18 protein-coding genes are annotated in these 18,478 nt (G+C 58.3%); 1 reads left to right on the top strand and 17 read right to left on the bottom strand.

Going from position 1 to position 18,478, the window contains the following annotated elements:
- Positions 1-31: 31 nt before the first annotated feature.
- Positions 32-1,204, bottom strand: coding sequence for an alpha/beta hydrolase (locus B9A23_RS02965; protein WP_084277336.1), 1,173 nt, complete (start codon positions 1,202-1,204; stop codon positions 32-34).
- A gap of 169 nt (positions 1,205-1,373) precedes the next feature.
- On the opposite strand from B9A23_RS02965, the gene B9A23_RS02970 reads away from it, so the two are divergent.
- A complete protein-coding gene (locus B9A23_RS02970; protein ID WP_176217851.1) occupies positions 1,374-2,300 on the top strand; it encodes a helix-turn-helix transcriptional regulator in 927 nt (308 codons plus the stop codon).
- Positions 2,301-2,369: 69 nt separating this feature from the next.
- Here B9A23_RS02970 and B9A23_RS02975 read toward each other — a convergent pair whose 3' ends face one another.
- From B9A23_RS02975 to B9A23_RS03050, 16 genes are all read right to left on the bottom strand, one after another.
- Positions 2,370-2,963 (bottom strand): VOC family protein, encoded by a 594-nt coding sequence (locus B9A23_RS02975; protein ID WP_084277338.1) that lies wholly within the window; start codon positions 2,961-2,963, stop codon positions 2,370-2,372.
- 90 nt (positions 2,964-3,053) lie between these two features.
- On the bottom strand, positions 3,054-3,674 hold the full coding sequence (gene leuD, locus B9A23_RS02980) for a 3-isopropylmalate dehydratase small subunit (protein ID WP_084277339.1): 621 nt from the start codon (positions 3,672-3,674) through the stop codon (positions 3,054-3,056).
- Positions 3,671-5,074 (bottom strand): 3-isopropylmalate dehydratase large subunit, encoded by a 1,404-nt coding sequence (gene leuC, locus B9A23_RS02985; RefSeq protein WP_066762571.1) that lies wholly within the window; start codon positions 5,072-5,074, stop codon positions 3,671-3,673. Before leuC ends, leuD begins: the two co-directional genes overlap by 4 nt.
- Positions 5,074-5,982: a hydroxymethylglutaryl-CoA lyase gene (locus B9A23_RS02990; protein ID WP_229660422.1), complete on the bottom strand. Its 909-nt coding sequence runs from the start codon at positions 5,980-5,982 to the stop codon at positions 5,074-5,076. Before B9A23_RS02990 ends, leuC begins: the two co-directional genes overlap by 1 nt.
- A 2-nt stretch (positions 5,983-5,984) precedes the next feature.
- Positions 5,985-7,214 (bottom strand): CaiB/BaiF CoA transferase family protein, encoded by a 1,230-nt coding sequence (locus tag B9A23_RS02995; protein ID WP_084277340.1) that lies wholly within the window; start codon positions 7,212-7,214, stop codon positions 5,985-5,987.
- Complete coding sequence (locus tag B9A23_RS03000) at positions 7,211-7,849, bottom strand: nuclear transport factor 2 family protein (protein WP_010237057.1); 639 nt, start codon at positions 7,847-7,849, stop codon at positions 7,211-7,213. Before B9A23_RS03000 ends, B9A23_RS02995 begins: the two co-directional genes overlap by 4 nt.
- Positions 7,846-8,979, bottom strand: coding sequence for a Gfo/Idh/MocA family protein (locus tag B9A23_RS03005; RefSeq protein ID WP_084277341.1), 1,134 nt, complete (start codon positions 8,977-8,979; stop codon positions 7,846-7,848). The genes B9A23_RS03000 and B9A23_RS03005 overlap by 4 nt, the downstream gene beginning before the upstream one ends.
- Positions 8,980-10,236 (bottom strand): cytochrome P450, encoded by a 1,257-nt coding sequence (locus B9A23_RS03010; RefSeq protein ID WP_084277342.1) that lies wholly within the window; start codon positions 10,234-10,236, stop codon positions 8,980-8,982.
- A 141-nt stretch (positions 10,237-10,377) separates the two neighbouring features.
- The gene (locus B9A23_RS03015; protein ID WP_139797289.1) at positions 10,378-11,238 is read right to left on the bottom strand and encodes an SDR family NAD(P)-dependent oxidoreductase; all 861 of its coding nucleotides are present in this window, start codon (positions 11,236-11,238) and stop codon (positions 10,378-10,380) included.
- Positions 11,235-12,305, bottom strand: a complete 1,071-nt coding sequence (locus B9A23_RS03020; protein WP_176217852.1) for a phosphotransferase — start codon at positions 12,303-12,305, stop codon at positions 11,235-11,237. Before B9A23_RS03020 ends, B9A23_RS03015 begins: the two co-directional genes overlap by 4 nt.
- A 44-nt stretch (positions 12,306-12,349) precedes the next feature.
- Entirely contained in the window at positions 12,350-12,787 is a 438-nt protein-coding gene (locus tag B9A23_RS03025) for an SRPBCC family protein (protein WP_082924272.1), read from the bottom strand.
- Positions 12,788-12,814: 27 nt separating this feature from the next.
- Complete coding sequence (locus tag B9A23_RS03030; protein ID WP_084277345.1) at positions 12,815-13,567, bottom strand: SDR family NAD(P)-dependent oxidoreductase; 753 nt, start codon at positions 13,565-13,567, stop codon at positions 12,815-12,817.
- On the bottom strand, positions 13,564-14,316 hold the full coding sequence (locus B9A23_RS03035) for an SDR family NAD(P)-dependent oxidoreductase (protein WP_084277346.1): 753 nt from the start codon (positions 14,314-14,316) through the stop codon (positions 13,564-13,566). The genes B9A23_RS03030 and B9A23_RS03035 overlap by 4 nt, the downstream gene beginning before the upstream one ends.
- An 80-nt stretch (positions 14,317-14,396) precedes the next feature.
- On the bottom strand, positions 14,397-16,727 hold the full coding sequence (locus B9A23_RS03040; protein ID WP_084277347.1) for a TonB-dependent receptor: 2,331 nt from the start codon (positions 16,725-16,727) through the stop codon (positions 14,397-14,399).
- A gap of 104 nt (positions 16,728-16,831) precedes the next feature.
- Positions 16,832-18,064: an NAD(P)/FAD-dependent oxidoreductase gene (locus B9A23_RS03045; RefSeq protein ID WP_176217853.1), complete on the bottom strand. Its 1,233-nt coding sequence runs from the start codon at positions 18,062-18,064 to the stop codon at positions 16,832-16,834.
- A 61-nt stretch (positions 18,065-18,125) separates the two neighbouring features.
- Positions 18,126-18,443, bottom strand: a complete 318-nt coding sequence (locus B9A23_RS03050; RefSeq protein WP_084277349.1) for a 2Fe-2S iron-sulfur cluster-binding protein — start codon at positions 18,441-18,443, stop codon at positions 18,126-18,128.
- Positions 18,444-18,478: the final 35 nt, after the last annotated feature.

The raw sequence follows: 18,478 nt of genomic DNA on the forward strand, positions 1-18,478 counted from the left end.
GTGCTCGGACCTGGTGCGCTCACAGCGCAATTCACCGCCCCAGAAGTCGCCGGTCAGCCAACCAGCCCTCGGTAAGGTCTATGGCTCTGCCCAAATGATCTGGCTGGCCGACGTAGTAGTGAGTGGCCCCATCGATCCGATGGTACTGCTTGTCCACGGTGCCTGCGGCCTTGAAGACTGACTGGCAATGATAGCTTGGCACTGCATCGTCAGCCGAGTTTTCGATCAGCAGCAATGGAGCGGATATCTGCTCCGCGCATTTGATCCCATCGGCATTGGTGTCGTCGATAGACCATTGCGAGAGCCAGCTGCGTAGGGTCGAGAAGCGCGCGAGCCCAACGGGGCCGGAATTCACCGTTTCGGGATCGCCCAGATAGCACCATCCGATCGGGCGATCATTGGGGTCGAGCGCAGGATCGAGGAACCGGGGGTCTGCAAGGGTGCGGTGCGTGACGAAACCACGCTCCTTCTCTTTTCCTCCAACATTGCGGAGTCGTTCGAGCGTGTCCTTCACATTAGCCGTGATCTTGCGCACGCGCGCCAGTTGCGCGCCCCGGTAGCGCTCCAGGAAAGCGGTGTCGAATGGCGGATTTACCTGGTCTCCGTAGATGTCCAGCGACTGGTCCCGCGTATCAGGATCGTCTTCATCGATGACAGAAGGATCTATGACATCGAGCAGGAGTTGCGCGCGGGAACTGTGTGCCGCCTGGAAAACTACTGCATCAGCCGGAATCAGCCGCGCCCCTGCGAGGTCTATGGGATCCCCGGCAGGCGTCCCCGTTATGGAAGGATTTTCGGCCTGAGACTGATAGAACAGCGAAAGGGAACCACCGCCGCTCCATCCGACGAGCACCACATGCTTGTAGCCAAGCACTTCCTTGGCGTGCCGGATATACGCGCCCAGATCGAGCAAAACCTTTTCGAGAATGCAGGCGGTATCGTTCCTTGCATAACGGCTGCCTGCACAAAGGACGTGCGCGCCGCGATGCGCAGCTTCGCGCGGAACCGGAAGCAATTGCAGGGTCGAAGCGGGATGCATATAGACCTGCAACGTGTCGCTCGACTGGTCGCGCGGTCGAATCAAAATTCCTTCGACGTTCACCGCGCCTTGGTTTCCAGCAAAGCCATATGTTTCGGTGAAGGCTTGGCTCTCGTCATAGGCGAGATGAAGCCATTCGAATTCCAGGTTGAAGCGCTGCGGCATTTCGTTTTATCCCCTCACACTTTGAGGCAGGGTCCGCGCGAAACTTGCCCGTTAACCTCTTCAAGTCTATGCTTTACCGAACAGCCGCGTCTGCCGCTGTCCCCTGCGCGCGGGACGGAACCGGAATTGACGGCTGAATTGGAGAGAGAAGATGCCTTTTTGGACCCAATTGTCCGAGACGAAGCTCATGCAATTGGAGTCGGAGTTTCCGAAACTGATTATGTCGATCGGTCAAAAGTCTTTCGGCGCCCATCTGCTTCGCCTTCTTAACGCAACTTGCGGAGCGGAACACGCATCAGTCTTTAATCTCACTAAAGACGATCTCGTAGAAATTACGGCAGTGAGTATCGACGGCTCGGACACGGCGCACCGCCAAGTGGAAATCTACCTGAAGGAGGGCCTGTGGCGCAAAGATCCTTCTCTCGACGAGGCGCGACAACAACTGCGCATCGAGGATGCCGCGGTTGTTCGGACCGATGTAGAGCACCTATCAAACCCGACCTTACGAGATCTGGTCTATGGTGAGCCTCATGTTCAGGACCGACTTCTGATCTGCGCACGGAATGGTGACAACATTTTGGGATTAAGTGTCCTCCGAACATCAAAGAAAGGTCCCTTCACCTCAGAGGATGTGGCATCGATCCGGTCAATTTCCAATTCGATTTTCGCGGTCGTCGCGAAGCACATCAACCTGACCTGGGATGGACCCGATGTCTCGGTGGCGCTCACCTCGCTTGAGGAAATTGAAGCTTGCATCGAGGAATGCGCAAGCGAACTGCCTCGGCGGGAGGCGCAGGTATCTTCTCGTATCATATTCGGCATGACCACGACGGGGATCGGCCTGGAGCTTGAGATCAGTGACGAGACAGTCATGACCTATCGCAAGCGTTCGTATCAGCGATTGGAGATCGCAACACAGCGCGAGCTTCTTCTCTGGTACCTCGAGCTTTGGAGTAAGTGGCAAAACCGATCGACGCGCGAGAGTGATCTTACGCTGTCCAATTCTGACAGGGATCGAGACAGGAGGCTGCCCCGCGCGAGCACCGGTATCACGTCTCGCAAGACGATAGGCTCGCAGGTAAGCGCGGCGGCCTAGAACCGGCAGCAATTTAGCTTGGCTCGCGACGACAGACTGGCCTTCGGCGAAGCTAGATAGCCCTTTCGATCAACGCGCTCGCTTGATGTCGTTGATGACGTTCGTCATCGATTGGACGATGTCTGAACCCATCTCGATCGCGCGCTGCTTGCCGTCTTTCCACGCTTTGAGATGCGCGATGCCCTTCTCCGAATGATGGTTCCAGTCGGGATCGGTAGGATAGGTGATCTCCAGCCTGATCCCGTTCGGATCCTTGAAATACACACTGTAGATGAGGCCATCATGATCGGTTGGTCCTACAACCTCCAGGCCCTTTGACGTCAGCCAATCGAACCACTCGTCGACTTCCTCCCGACTCTCAGCCTGAAGCGCGATATGATCGAATATCTCGTATGCCGGGTGCGAGACGGCGGGGCGCTCTGGCAGTCCCGGAGCTTCGAAGAACGCAATTGTCGACCCGTCCTTCATGCGAAAGAAGATATGAAAGTAGGGAAATTCGTCGCCGGTCGAAGGCACCGAATTGCCGACCACGGTACTCGCGAGGTCCATCCCCATGACGTTCATGTAGAAGTCAGCGGTGGCCTCGACATCATGCGTCACCCACGCTGCGTGGTTGAGCATGAGCGGAGTTAGCTTTGTCGACTGGGTTTCGTGGACGGTCATTTCAAACACTCCCCGCATTGGATAGATTAAGGAATTAGACTATCGGCGCCAGAAACTATGTCCCAAGCGATTGGGACAGCTGCGCAGAGGCTACTCAACGCCTAGTAATATTGGCGGCAATTCGCGGCAGTTGGCCTGCTGCCAGGCCAACAAGGTGGACCGAAGGCTCAACGTTTCGGCGATCTCGTCACGCCCTTCGATCAAAGCGCGCTTCCGTCCTTCGGCGATATCGAAGGGCAGCTCGATACCGCCGCCGTAGGTCACCGTCTGACCAATCAGATCGACCCGTACCCGCGCCCGCCCAGCATCTGCCACTGTTTCTCGAAGCGCAGATATTTCAGGAACGGCAAGAACGATCGGCAAAATGCCATTCTTGAAGCAGTTGTTGTAAAAGATTTCGGCAAAGCTTTCGGCTATGATGCAACGAATTCCGAAATCCAGCAGGGCCCATGGCGCATGCTCCCTGCTCGAGCCGCACCCGAAGTTTGCCCCTGCCACGACAATGCCCGCATTGGCCCATGGCACACGGTTGAGAACGAAGTCGGGATTGAGTGAACCGTCGGCACGATATCGCATTCTCGCAAACAGGGCACGGCCGAGACCCTTGCGCTCGACGGTCTTCAGAAACTCTCCGGGAAGTATCTTGTCGGTGTCGATATTGTCGATCGGTATGGGAGCCGCAGTCGCTTCAAGGCGTTCGAAACGAGTCATCGCTCAAGCTTTCTGGGATCAGCGATCTTGCCCGACAGCGCACTTGCGGCCGCGACCGCGGGCGAGACAAGATGGGTACGTCCGCCGGTGCCCTGGCGGCCTTCGAAATTGCGGTTCGAGGTGGAGGCACACCGTTCGCCAGGCGCCAGTCGATCCGGATTCATGCCAAGGCACATCGAGCAGCCAGCTTCCCGCCACTCAAACCCCGCCTCCAGGAAAACGAGATCGAGTCCCAGATCTTCTGCCTGCAGGCGGACCTGGCCGGAACCCGGTACGATCAGGGCGCGCACGCCGCTGGCGACCTTTTTTCCACGCACGATTTCCGCTGCTGCGGCCAAGTCCTCCAGCCGCCCATTCGTACAGCTGCCAATGAAAACAACGTCTATCGGGAGGCCCTCGATTGCCTGTCCCGGCGCGAGACCCATGTAATCGAGCATCGCGTGTAGTTGCGGCTTCTGCTGTTCTGGAAAGTCTTCAGGATCGGGAACCACACCATTGATAGGTACGACCGCATCAGGGCTTGTTCCCCATGTGACCATGGGCGCCACATCGCGGGCGTCAATGATGACGGTCTTGTCGAATTTCGCCGAAGCGTCAGATCGCAGCGCACCCCATCTTTCGACTGCTGCGTCGAATTCTTCACCTTGCGCAACATTCGGGCGGCCATGCAACCAATCAAAAGTCTTTCGGTCCGGCGCAATCATGCCTGCGCGAGCACCTGCTTCGATGGTGAGATTACATAACGTCATTCGCCCGGCCATATCGAGCGCTTCGACAGCAGCTCCGGCATATTCGATGACGTATCCGGTGCCGCCTGCGGTCCCGAGTGTACCGATCACATGAAGAGCAAGATCCTTTGCCGAGGCACCCGCGCATAGGGCGTTGTCGATCCGAACAAGCATCGTTTTTGACGGCCTCTGACGCAGGGTTTGCGTAGCAAGTACGTGCTCAACTTCACTAGTTCCGATCCCGAATGCCAAAGCGCCAAATGCTCCATGGGTCGATGTATGGCTGTCTCCACAAACGATAGTCATGCCGGGTTGGGTCAGGCCAAGCTCCGGTCCGACGACATGCACGATGCCCTGCCGCGCGCTGCGTAAGGGAATGTAGGGGACTTTAAACTGCTCGACATTGCGCTCCAGCGTTTCGACCTGGAGCCGGCTGGCCGGGTCTTCAATCGGTCCGTCACGGTTATCGGTGGGCACATTGTGGTCAGCCACTGCGATCGTCAGCTCAGGATGTGCGACGGTCCGGTCTTGCATGCGCAAGCCCTCGAATGCCTGGGGGCTAGTAACTTCGTTCACGAGGTGCCGGTCGATGTGAAGAAGCCACGTCCCGTCGTCCATCTCCAGAATGGCATGAGCATCCCAGATTTTTTCGTACATCGTCCGGGGCGGCATCACACCGCCTCCGTCAATTTTGCGCGCAGGGCATTGCGCACTCGCCCACCGGTAGCCGCGCCCGGTATGCGCTCGGCCTGCAATGATGCAGTCAATAGGCGATCAAGATCAATCCCGGTTTCGACCCCCATCGCATCTAGCGTCCAGACGAGATCCTCGGTTGCAACATTTCCGGTTGCTCCCGGAGCGAATGGACAGCCGCCGAGGCCGGCGAACGCTGAATCGATCACCGTCACACCTTCCCCCATAGCCGCGAGTGCATTCGCCACCCCCAGTCCATATGTATCGTGACCATGGAAAGCCCATCCGCCGACTTGCGGGATTTCGGAGACCGCGCGGGCAAACAATGCAGAGACCCTGTCTGGGGTGACCCGCCCGGTCGTGTCGCAAAGGGCGATTTCGGCTGCAGGTGTAATCTCCGACAATCGCGCGAGGATTTGCAGAACCGCGTCCTGTGCTACCGGCCCGTCAAAGGGACAGTCGAAGGATGTGGCCAAATTGATCCTGACCTTCACTTCGGACGGCAATTCGCTGACCAGCAGCGCAAACTCCTCGACCGATTCTTCTGGAGTACGACGCACATTGCTCTGGTTGTGCGCCGGCGATGCGGACATCACGAAGGCAATATGCCCGGCACCGGCCTGGAGCGCCCGCTCGGCTTGACGCCCGGTAGGAACCAGCATCTGGACATCAAGATCGGCGTATCTGGCGCAGTGCGCGAGAATTTCGGGCGCGTCGGCCATCTGCGGAACCGCGCTGGTACTGACAAAGGCGCCCGCCTCCATCCGCCTGAGGCCTGCTGCATAGAGGCGATCGATGAATTCGAACTTTTGCTCGGTCGGAATGAAGTCCTTTATCGGTTGGAAACCGTCACGAGGTCCGACCTCGACAATCTGGATTTTACGCATTGTCACTTGAGCACTCCGCTCTGCTGTAATTGCGCGATCTTCCCGGCATCGTAGCCAAGCAGTTCGCGCACGATCCGCACGCCGTCGGCACCGGTCTCGGGGCCGGTATTGCGCACGCTCCCAGGTGCGCCGGGAAAATGCGGCACGATTCCCGGGTGCAGGACGTCGCCGAACCGGGGATCAGCGACCTCCCGTACCATTCCGCGCGCACGGTATTGTTCGTCGGTCGCGATATCTTCCGCAGTGTACACTTTTGACGAAGGTATGCCCGCCGATTCCAGCGAATCGAGCAGCTGCTGCGTATCGAGCGACTGCGACCACCCTGTAATGATCCGATCGAGTTCCCATGCGTTCGCGACCCGTTCGGCATTGCCCGCGAAGCGTTCGTGCCCAATCAAATCCCTGCGGTCCATCAGTTCTGCAAGGGCCGCGAACAACGGCTCCGAGTTCGCCGCGATCAGGACGAACTCGCCCTGCTTAGACGGATATGCGTTGGAGGGTGCCGCCGTGGCGATGGCCCCTCCGGTCGGCTGCTTTATCCGCCCAAGCGCGCCAAATTCAGGGAGCATCCCCTCCATCAGGCTCAAAACGCTCTCCGTCAGCGCGACATCGACGGTCTGATACCGTTGATCACTCCCCCTGCGCTCGCGCCGCCACAGCGCTGAGACGATGCCCAGCGCTGCATAAAGACCGGCGAGCGAGTCGCCGACGCTGATGCCTACCCGGACTGGCGGAAGATCGGATGTACCGGGCGGGTGGTCGGTCAGATAGCGCAGCCCCCCAACGGCCTCGCCAATGACGCCGAACGCGGCACGATCCTTACCGGGACCCGTTTGCCCATACCCAGAGATATGGGCGACGATAAGATCGCGATTGCCTTCACGCAGAACATCCGGACCTAGACCCATTTTCGTGAGCTGACCGGGGCGGAAATTCTCGACCACGACATCGCATTTCTGCGCAAGATCGATAGCGATCCTTCGACCTTCCTCGGACTTTAGATCGAGAGCGATGCTTTGCTTGTTGCGACCGTGGACCGACCACCAGAGGGATTTGCCATCGACCTGGGCACCCCACTGCCGGACCGGGTCGCCACGCAGAGGTTCGATCTTTACAACCTCAGCCCCGAGATCGGCTAGCAAGCGGGTACAGAACGGCGCGGCCACGAAGTGGCCGATCTCAAGCACTCTGACCCCGTCAAGAACGGCTGGCAGGGTTGCGGACTCCCTCACGAGGCAGCGTCCTGCGCTTCCCTCGTCAGACGGTCGTAGCGCTCGACGCGGGCGGGATCGACCACTAGCGGGCGTTCATAGGAAGGATCGCTTGTATCGCGGCTCGCCTGCTGCCCCGTTTCGGCCACAGCAAATTCATGAGGCGCGATGCAGTCGAAGTTTGGGGCTCCCTCCGGCGTCTTGCTTCCTTCGATCGTATTGATCGATGGTGCGACCCAGTCGACGATATACTTGCGATGCGCGATGGCCCATTTGCCTTCGCGCTTCTCCATCCGGTCGATGTAGCGACCGCCGATTGAACTGAACGGGGCGCCTGTCGTGTTCATTGCCGAGTAGGAGAGATAGGTTTCGCAATGGGCGGTTTCACCGTCAATTTCCACATGATGATTACCGATCATGTGCTGGGTCGCGCTCTGATATTGGCCGTGCAGGTTCTTGACCCAGTCCCAGAACGCGTCGGGTGGCCCGACAAAACTGCCGTGATCGTCCATCGCATCGGGGTGATAAGCCGACATAACCATGTCCCGATCAAGTCGATCGCACCCGCGGCAATAGCGCACCACGACGTCATAGATTTCCTGGCGATCCATGAGATAGGTCAGCTTCGCTTCCATCTCTTCTATCGTCATGCTCATATACCACTCTCCATGTTCCAGCCAGCCGCGTGTCTGATCCGATCAAGCAATCGGTGCAGCTTCACGGCGTCGGCAAAATCCGGCACGCTGGCGGCACCGGTCCTCAGGTCTTTGGAAACTGCGTGATAGGCATGCGCCACGCTATCGGCGTGACTGTCCTCCGCAGTCGTGCACTGGCGATAGATCGGGGGAATTTGGAGCGGCCGCAGCTCTTCCTCGCCCCGCCCGCCGCTTATATCAAGATGACCGTATTGCAGATGACCGCTGCCGGACTCGATCAGGAGCGCTCCGGAATCACCGGAAATTTCCCAACGCAGATTGCCTGCAGGAGACTCTCGGCCAGTATAGTGCAGCGAAGCGACCGCGCCCGATTGAAGGGTGCCCGATACGACCACCTCATCCGGTCCATTGGCTGCGATTGTCTCCCCGGTGTCGGTGAGTTTTACCTGAGGGAACTGCACCGCCATTGTCGCGTCGAGTTCCGCGAATTCGCCAAGAACCCACGTGAAACCGTCGATCATATGGCCGAAGGGGATCGTGAAGAGAGTAGCCCCGAGACTGTCATCGAGCGTGTAGGCAAGCGAAGCGAGCGCTTGGCCGCTCCAGGGAAACCCGCCAGAGCCCGTCACTCGGGTCGAAATGACCCTGCCGACATATCCTTCCTCCACGAGATCGCGGATATAGCGCAAGGCCGGAGAGCTGCGGGCCTGCAAGCCGACGAAGTGCCGCACGCCTGACCGGCGCGCAGCGTCCAGCATCTCCTCCGCCTCAGTCGTGTTGCGGCCTAGCGGCCATTCGCAATAGACATCCTTTCGGCAATAAAGCGCCTTCTGCACTAGATCACGGTGCTCCGGCACTTTCACGGCCACGACCACCAGCTCGACATCTCCGCTTGAGGCCAGGACCAGCGCATCGCTAGTCGCCATCGAGACTGCGTGCGCCTTTGCGGCAGCTTCAGCGGATTTGCCCGAACTCGCCGAGAGAGCAACAACGTCGAATTTGTCGGGCATCGAGCGCAGTGCGGGAAGATGAGCCAGGCTCGCCCACCCTCCGTTTGCGCTCAATCCGATAATGCCGACGCCGCAGCTATGCGGCGCAGCACCTTCGGCGGCTGGCTCCTCGTCAGCCATTCAACCCGCCTGTTTCGCGCCGGGCGTGAACTGCACGTGCAGGCTTTCGAGAGCATGGACCTGGAAATTCGCCATCCACTGCGGCGCAGGGTGCTTTTCGGACAGTCGCAGATCCTTCAGGCGCTCCAGCAGGCGCCGGATCGCAACCCTCATTTCCATGCGAGCAAGCTGGTTGCCGACGCAAAAATGGATACCGCGGCCGAAGGCGAGGTGATTGCGGACACCTCTACGATCAATGTCGATGGTTTCGGGGCACTCCCATTTGGCCTTGTCGTAGTTCCCCGCGAGATAGCTCACCGCGATGATCGTATCCTTCGGGACCGGGAAACCGCCAATTTCCGTGTCTTGAGTGGTGTAGCGGTACTGCTGAGGCACAGGGGCATGCGCACGCAGCATCTCTTCGATGACGGCTGGAACAGCCTTTTCCTCGGTCATCACGCGCTCTTTCAGGGCGGGGTCCTTAAGGATCATCCACATTGCGCTTGTGATGCCGGTCGTGGTCGTTTCGTTTCCGGCCACAAGGATAAGTTGCGCTACCATCAATAGCTGCCCCATGGTGAGGCGTTCGCCATCGACATCGGCATGGACCAGCCGTGAAATCAGATTGTCGCTGGGATTGGCCTCATAGTAACGCGCCCGCTCGGCGAGGTAATTCTGCATGTCGATCATGCGATCAGTCAGCATGAGCTCGCGATCCGGCGGGCAGTTCGGATCGTTGCGATCCACCCAGGCGTTCGACCAGAGTTTAAATTGCTCGTAGTCCTTGCGATCGACCCCCAGCTGATCCGAGATAATATACATCGGGAGATGGACTGCGAAACCGGCGCTGAGGTCAGTTTCGCCATCCTCGATGAAGCCGTCGATCAGGTCATCGATGATCGCCAGCGCATAGGGTTCGAGCTGCTTGGTGTAGCTTGGCGTGAAGACCTTATCGACAAGCGCGCGATGTAGCGTGTGCTCGGGCGGGTCGGCGAATGCCAGAACATGCTCTTCCGGCCATCCCCGCTCCTTGTATCGCCGGGCGACTTCTTCGGAAACCGAGGTTTTCCGGTTGATCATGATTGGCGTGCGGCTGGAAAAAATATCCGGATTGCTGTTGACGAAATTGATGTCCTCATAGCGACTTACCCAGACCATGCCGGTGCCCTCGTCGCGATAGACCGGAGCCTCCTCGAGCAGGCGGTTGAGGTGCGGAATAGGGCAGCGCTGCACCTCAGGGGACGCCCAGGTCCCAAAATCCTTCGCTGAAGATGTCATATTCCGCTCCTCTTGCTCGGCCGCCGAATTTCAAATCGCCACTTAGGATAATGGCGGGTTCGGTTGTGCTTTGGAGCAAGAGCTAACAGACCATGCCAATCACTTCAGTCACCGAAGGGCGGGACAAGATCGGGGCATCTTTTAAAGCGGCGCAGACCGATAGATGTCGAGAATGACGTCGTCGATTTCGCGATCGGAAGAGTTCTTTGCCAGGTTCAGCATGTATCTTGCATGATCGCCAATGGGATAGCGCGTCGAAGGCGGATTTTCGCGCAAGGCCTCGATTACCCCTGCCGCGGCCGCCTCCGGCGACGAGTATGTACCGTTAGCGAGCGCTTCATCGGCGCGATACTTCATCTGACGGTAGAGATCGCCATATCGTTCCGCCTGATCGGCTGACAGGTTGGCAATCGTGTGGCCGAGGTCCTCCTGGGTTCGCCGCATCATTGGCGTGTCGAGCGCACCCGGCTGGATCAGCACGATCTCGACCCCCCAGCCCTGAGCTTCCTGACGCAGGACATCGGTAAGGCCCTCAAGAGCGAATTTCGACGCGACATAGGCGGCCATAACCGGGGTTGCCACCTTGCCGGAATAAGAACCAGTCAGGACCAGCCTGCCCCTCGTTTTGCGAAGATGCGGTATGGTCGCCTGGTAGATGGCGAGCGCTGCGCTACAGTTGATCTCGATTGTGCGTCGAAATTCTTCGATGGCGACCATTTCAGCGGGAGCGCATGGCGCAACCGCAGAGCAGACAACAACCGCATCAACCCGTGACAGCCGACTGGAAAGAGCCGCAATCCTTTCCTTCACCGCGACGGCATCGGAAAGATCGAGAGCCTCGACAGCCTCGCAGGAAGGGCAATCCGCAAGAAAGGGATCGATAGCAGCCCGGCGCGACACTGTAGCTGTGAGCGCATAGCCGGTATCAAGCAGCGCCCGCGCAACTGCCCTTCCCATCCCGCCATTCGCACCTATCAGCAATGCTGCAGGCTTGGCACTCACAGGCCTTCCCTGACCAGGACAAGCGTTTCATGATCCTCGACTGCCGTCGAGACACGCAGCAAAGCTACTGCCAGCGTATCCCAGCCATAGCTGAGCGGTGGGCAGGTGAGCCAGCCAATATAGAGGGTCCACAGCGCTGCACGGCGATGCTCGCGCCACAGCATGTCCATATCGGGCGGACTGACAAGGCCATTGGCGACAAGACAATCTCGATAATGCTCCAGCAAGTCTCGCTCGTGCACACGGCGCTGGGAGACTGAGAGGGACGTGTTGATGATGTATGTGACATCGTGCAGGGCAAATCCCTTCACGCACAGCTGCCAGTCATGCAGTCCTACCGTGCCATCGGGCATCAGATAGGTGTTCCCGATGTGCAAGTCACCGTGCAGCAAGGTTTGGGGCAGCTTCGATTGATGCAGCTTGTTTGCGCACATGCCCGCGAAAAGTTCACGTTCGCTGGTGCCCAAGCGCTCGAGAATTTCCCGCTTGAACTTGTGCTGCTGCAGTTCGCTTGCGATGCCCTTTTCCGGAATCACGCTGCGCATATGAGTTTCGACGCGCCCGGACAGGTGCGTCTCGACCCAGGCAAGATCATCCTGGAATCGCTCGCTTTCCCAGAATTGCGCATGCAGCCGTGCGACAGTGGAGAGGATCCGTTTGACGTGGTCGAGCGCAATATCGTCCTGATTGCTCGGGAATCGCGCACCCCTTCTGGTGACGTCTTCCATCGCCAGAATGTATCGTCCGGTGGCCTCGTCGAAGTACCCTCCCAGCGCGAGCGGCGCTTCCAGCGAGAGTTCGGGACGAATGCGATTGTAGAAATCGACCTCGTTGTCGAACAACCCGGTGAGATTGCAAAACCACGCATCCGTTCCCTCGACGCGCGGATCGAACGACAGCTTTAGGACTATGTCCTTCGGGAGCTCGCACGCGGGGTCGGAATAGGCCAATCGGGCGGTGGCCCGGGACGAGGTGGAAACATCGCCCTCGCCGTACTCGTGTGCCCGGACGATTTCGACAGCGGTGACCAGTGCCTCGGGGTAGCGCCGGCGTACGATCCCGGTCATGAGTTCTGGCGTGATATCGAAAGGAGAAAGAGGAATGTCCATCGTTATTCAAAAAGGTCTGCAAGCAGGTCGAGGCTTGTCGCCAACAGGTCGTAGCGGCTCTTTTCAAAATCCTTCGCTTCGCCAGGCTGAAGCGGGGTGTCATAGGTCAGCGTTCGGACGACGAGAGTGGTGTCGTCGGCCGTCACCGGATGGAGTTTCATCGCTCCCCTGACATTGTAAACCGGCAATGGCAGCTCGCCGACAACATCGTATTCCTGATAGAACCTTCGATCATCCTGTGTCGTAAGAATTTCATCGAAGAAAGAACCATCGCCATAAGTCACCCGGCGCTTGGTCCCGATCGTCAGCCCGGTGCCACCGGTGACGGCGATTTCAGGATTGTGTTCGATCCAGCGAGAATGGGATTCGAAGTCTCGAATAGCACCCCACACTTTCGCTACCGGAGCCTTGATCACCCTGCTTGCGGTTACCCTTGGCATTGTATCATGTCCTTGATTCTTGGCACTTCAGATTGCGGTCATCCCGCCGTCAACGACAAGCGACGAGCCTGTGATGAACGAAGCCTCGTCGCTTGCGAGAAACGATACGACGGCAGCAATTTCTTCGGGTCGGGCAAAGCGTTTCAAGGCGTGCTTGTCCGCCCAGGCTTTGAAAGTGCCTTCGTCCATGAAAGATTCAGCCAAGGGGGTGAGTACTCCACCCGGACAAATCGCATTGATTCTGATTCCGTGCGCGCCGTATTCCAGTGCCGCGCCGCGCGTCAGGCCGAGCATACCCGCCTTGGCGGCGGAATAGACCGACAGGTTCTCGAAGCCGATGAGCGCGCCGACCGAAGACATGTTGATGATCGACCCCGAACCCTCTGCCACCATGGATGGCAGGACCGCTTTCATCGTCGACCAGCATGATCGCAAGTTCACGTCCATGACACGCTGGTAATTCTCTTGATGGCCATCGGCGAGGAGAGCGAGTTGGCCGTCGATGCCGGCGTTGTTGACCAGAATATCGATCCGGCTCCACCGATCGAGCGCTGAACGGACGAACAGATCGACTTGCGTGTCATCGGCAACGTCTGCGATTTCGGCGACGGAAGAATCGCCGAGCTCGAGCGAAAGAGCCTGAACCTGTTCTGAAACGTCGACGCAGACAACTCTTGCGCCTTCGGCGGCCAACCGCCTGGCGGAGGCTTCACCGATGCCGCTCGCAGCGCCGGTTACGATCGCAACCCGTCCTGTAAGGCGTCCTGCAACTGACATCATCCAGTGGTCCAGCCTCCGTCAACAGCGTAGGCGCTGCCGGTTACGAAACTGGCCCCTTCGGACAAAAGGAACGCTATCACCGAAGCTACTTCTTCCGGCTTTCCGGGCCGGGGAATCGGCAATGCCTGCGCAAACTGGAGGATGGGCGCGAAGGCGTCGTCATCACCGTCTGGGCGGACCATCGGCGTATCGATCAAACCTGGATGCACCGAGTTTACCCGGATCCCGTCAGCGGCCAGGTCCAGAGCCGCGACCTTCGTCATCCCCGTTACGGCAAATTTGCTACCCACGTAACCAATCGCACCAGGCGCTGCTTTTAGCCCGGCAACCGATGACACGTTGACGATCGAACCGCCGCCTGCCTTGCGCATTGATGGGGTAACCGCTTTCATTCCAAGAAAGCAGGCGAGCTGATTGACTTCAAATATCCTGCGGAATGATTGCTCGTCGACCTGGTCCAGCGGAGCTGGCGCGGCGGCAATCCCGGCGCAGTTGACCAAACCGGTCACCGGACCCGCAACGCTTTCGATTTTCGAGACGATGTCCCGCCAATCGCCTTCTTGGGTGACGTCATGTGGGAAGAACGTCGCCCGTTCTCCGAGCTCCAACGCGAGTTCGGCGCCCTGCGCTTCCGAAAGGTCGGTAATTGCTACCGTAGCGCCGGCCTCTATTGCCGCTCGAACAGTCGCGGCTCCGATCCCGCTCGCCCCGCCGGTGACAATGATGTTCCGGTCCGCAAGGTCCGGCATATCCTTACCTTTTCCGTTGATGCATATCCGACCTGGGGCGAGGTACGAACCTCGCACCCCGCCGAGCCCCTGTCGTCAATTCAATAGCGGAAGCTGAAGGATGCGCCGAAGGTCCGGGGTTCACCCGTGAAGCGGACGGCACCGTCTCCGGCAGAAGCGACCGAATTCCAGTAGTATTCGTCGGTCAGGTTCCTGCCATAGATGCTGAGCCTCCAACCGTTGTCGGAGATCAGGCCAACGCGCGCATCGAGGAGCGTGTAGGACGGCATCGCAAAACTTGCGGGCTCGCCAAGATCAGCGAAGGTGTTGTCGCGATAGGTGACGCTGCCTCCGATGAACGGCCGGACACTACCGCTGGTCTGGAACTCGTACTCCGCATCTATATTGGCAGACCATGGCGGCGCGTAGTTGAACTCCTTTCCAGAGAAGTCGAGGGGTTGGCCGGCGAAATCGAACCCGACGTAGTTGCCTACCTCTGTCTTGATGTATGTCGCCCCGCCTCTGATCCTTAGACCATCTACGGGCTTGGCCGTAATGTCGAACTCTAACCCATCGACGGTCGACTCCGGAATATTCACCAGGGTTGCGGTCACAAGCGCACCCTGAAGTACGGGCAGGAACGAGAAGAACTGCTTGTCCTTGTAATTGTAGTGAAAAGCAGCGGCGTTGAGTTGAACGCGGCCATCTGCAAGCGTCAGCTTCGCGCCCGCTTCATAGGACGTCAACTCCTCTTGCGTGACCGGCTGAATGACCGAATTGAACAGGTTGATGATGACAGGATATGTGCCGGCTTTATAGCCACGGCTTACCGATCCATAGAGCAGCACCTGATCCGATGGCTCGTAGCTAATAACTCCGCGCCAGGCGATGTTGTCCTCTTTCTGAGTCTGATCGGCAAACACCGGCAGGAAGGAGAAGTTCGGCGGACCATCATCGATAGTGATACATCCGCCTGGAACGTACGCCGCAGCCAGGGCAGGGTTGATCCCTGCTACGATGAACTGGCTGATACCTCGCGCACCGGGATTCCCACCTCGGTCGAAAGTGCAGCCATAGATCGACTGTTCGGTATCGGTGTAACGAGCGCCGGCGCTCAGCGTGAGGCCATCGACAACCTTGAAGTCGACATTGCCAAATACCGCCAGTGCTTTCTGGGTCAGATCGTAGCGCCATTCGGCAGGTGAATTGGGGGGAAACCCGGTGTAGCCGACATAGTCGTTGGCGACGCCTTCGGTGATGTCGTCATCGGCGTAGCTACCGCCAACGACAAACCGCACCCGTCCATCTGCAAAGTCGCCGGCAAGCCGGATCTCCTGGTTGATCGACTCGATATCAGCCTTCGATACGGCGGGCTGCATCGGAACGGCCGTGCCGTCCTGATCATGCGGGGACCGAAAGCGCGTATCTATGTAGTTCGTAATCGACGTGAATGTCAGACTATCGGTTATCTCATATTCTGCTCTCAGGATCGCCTGAACGGTATGACTATCCGCCCGCGTGTCGAGACCTCGGTCGAAATCCGCATCGCGGGCATCATTAGGTTCGTTGCCAATATAGGATAGGAACGGACCTGCTGCAGGCGCGGCCGGATTGACGGGCGTGAACAGAAACGCCTGCGCCTGCTGCTGCTCACTCTTGTCGTAGGAGGCATTGAGATTGAGCGCCACCGACAAACGATCAGTCGGTGTCCAGTCGAGTAGCAGCCTGCCTGCCACCTTATTCTGATCGCCGTTCTTCTCATCGTTGAGGAAATAGCCGCGCTGCCAGCCCCCAAACTGAGTAGTTTGCGCCGCCACTCGCGCTCGCAGCGTGTCGCTCAGCGGCCCGCTGACGTATGCCTCGGCGTTCGTTTCACCCCAGGTGTTGACATCGACCCGGAAACCCGCCTCGAGGGAAGATGTGGGTTTCGCCGCGATGACGTTAATCGATCCGCCGGTCGCATTCTGCCCAAAAAGGGTTCCCTGAGGTCCTTTCAAGACCTCGACACGCTCGACATCGAGAAACATTGCTTGTCCCATGATTGGGTAAGGAATGGATGCCTCGTCGATGTAGGAACTGACAGTCGGAGGGGCGGAAGCCTGGAAGGAGTTGAAGTTTACGCCGCGCAGCGAAAACACCGGCGGCCCGAACACCGAGGTGGATGCAGTAAAGCCAGGAACGATGGCACCCAGGTCGGTGGCATCGACGACACCGGAAGCCTGAAGTGTTTCTGCGGTAGCGGCCACGACCGAAACCGGCACGTCGCTCAGCTTCTCTTCGCGCTTCTGCGCGGTAACGATTATCTCAAGACTGGTGCCGCTCTCGCTCGCCTGGTCGTCAGCCACGTCCTGAGCGAATGCGCTGACCGGAAAAGTGAACAGAGAACCCGCAAGTACCGTCCAAGCCACCGAAACATAAAACTTTTGCTTCATACATCCTCCCTCTCTCGGTTCCGGTGTCCCGGATTTATCTGACAGCAGTGTAGGATCATGTGGTGAACCGGTATGTCCCTATGATAGGTGACAATCCAAACAGGCTACTGGGAGACAGATTCTTTCAAGGGTATCGAGGCATCCGCCAGCCTGACCGGATCGATTTTGGTTCTCGACTCGATCAGTTTTCGAGCTTCGACGTAGTCCTTCGTGTTGTTGACGCAATCGATGGCCACGACCCGGCCATCTTTGCAATAGACAAGCGAGAACTTTGCTTCGGCAACTGATCCTCGCACTACGGCTTGATCATATTCGACCGAGAGACCGGCAGTCTGCAAACGGCAATCGTACTGATTGGACCAGAACCACGGGAGCGCATCATATGTCACGTCTTGTCCGCAGAGCACTTTCGCAACAGTGTTCGCCATGTCGCTCGCGTTCTGCACCGATTCAACTCTGAAGTGCCTACCCCCGGCCCAGGCATTGGCATAGCAGGCACAATCGCCGATGGAGAATATGCCGGCCACGCTCGTCCTACATTGCTTGTCAACGTCGATCCCGTTCTCTCCTGTGGCTCCGGTCCGCTTGACCGGTTCGACCGACGGAATAATTCCGATACCCACGATCACCATGTCGGCGGGGATATGGGTTCCATCGGTCAACTCCACTCCCGAAACTTTGAAACCATCGCCGACGAGACGCTTCACACCCACGCCGAGCCGCAGATCGACGCCCTGCTTTGTATGCATGGATTGCACGAAATCGCTGATGGTTTCACCCGCCACGCGGGACAGCACCCGCGGCAATGCTTCGACAAGGACGACTTCGCGTCCAATTTTGCGAAGTACGGCAGCTGCTTCGAGACCGACATAGCCGCCGCCAATGACGACAATGCGATGGGCGCCAGAGCGCAGACTGGCTACAATGCGATCGACATCGGCGCGGCTCCGAACGCCATGTACCCCTTGGAGATGGGCTCCTGGGCAGCTCAGCATTCGCGGTTCGCCCCCAGCAGCCCAGACAAGGGACCCGTAAGCGAATCGTCTGTCGTCCTCCGAAATGGCGACATGGGATTCAGCGTCGATCGACACGATGTTGCAGCCCAGTTCGATCTCGATTTTCTTGCTGTCCCAGAACTCAGCCGGTCGGATCAACAGGCGTTCAAAAGGCTTATCGCCAGCGAGATATTCCTTCGATAGCGGTGGCCGTTCGTATGGCGGTTCAGTGTCACGGCTCACCATAAGGATCGAGCCTTCAAAGCCAAACTGGCGGAGACTAATGGCTGCCTGGGCACCGCCATGCCCCGTCCCGACTATTACAACGTCATACATTTTCATGGCAATCTCCGCCCAGCCAGCAGTTGGGATTTGTGCGAAGACGAACCCTCTGCTCGTCTTTTCAATCCTCTTGAGCGATTGTGATTTTCAGCCCGTCCAAGTCTTCAGTGAGTGGGATCTGGCAGGACAGCCGCGACTGGTTGTCTCGATGTTCGGAACTCTCCAGAAGGTCGTCCTCGTCATCGCTCATATCGGGAAGTCTGGGTAGCCAGCTCTCATCCACGTGAACATGACAAGTAGCACACGAACAGCACCCTCCACAGAGAGCGAGGAGCTCATCGACGCCGGAATCCCGGAGCGCTTCCATCAGTGAACCGTCAGGCGTTGTCGAAATGGCCTTAGTGCTTCCATCCCTTAGTGTCGCAAGAATATTGATCATATCAGGTATCCGAATGGTTCTTCATGTTGCGTTTG

It is taken from the genome of Novosphingobium sp. B1, assembly GCF_900176395.1.
Lineage (GTDB): Bacteria > Pseudomonadota > Alphaproteobacteria > Sphingomonadales > Sphingomonadaceae > Novosphingobium.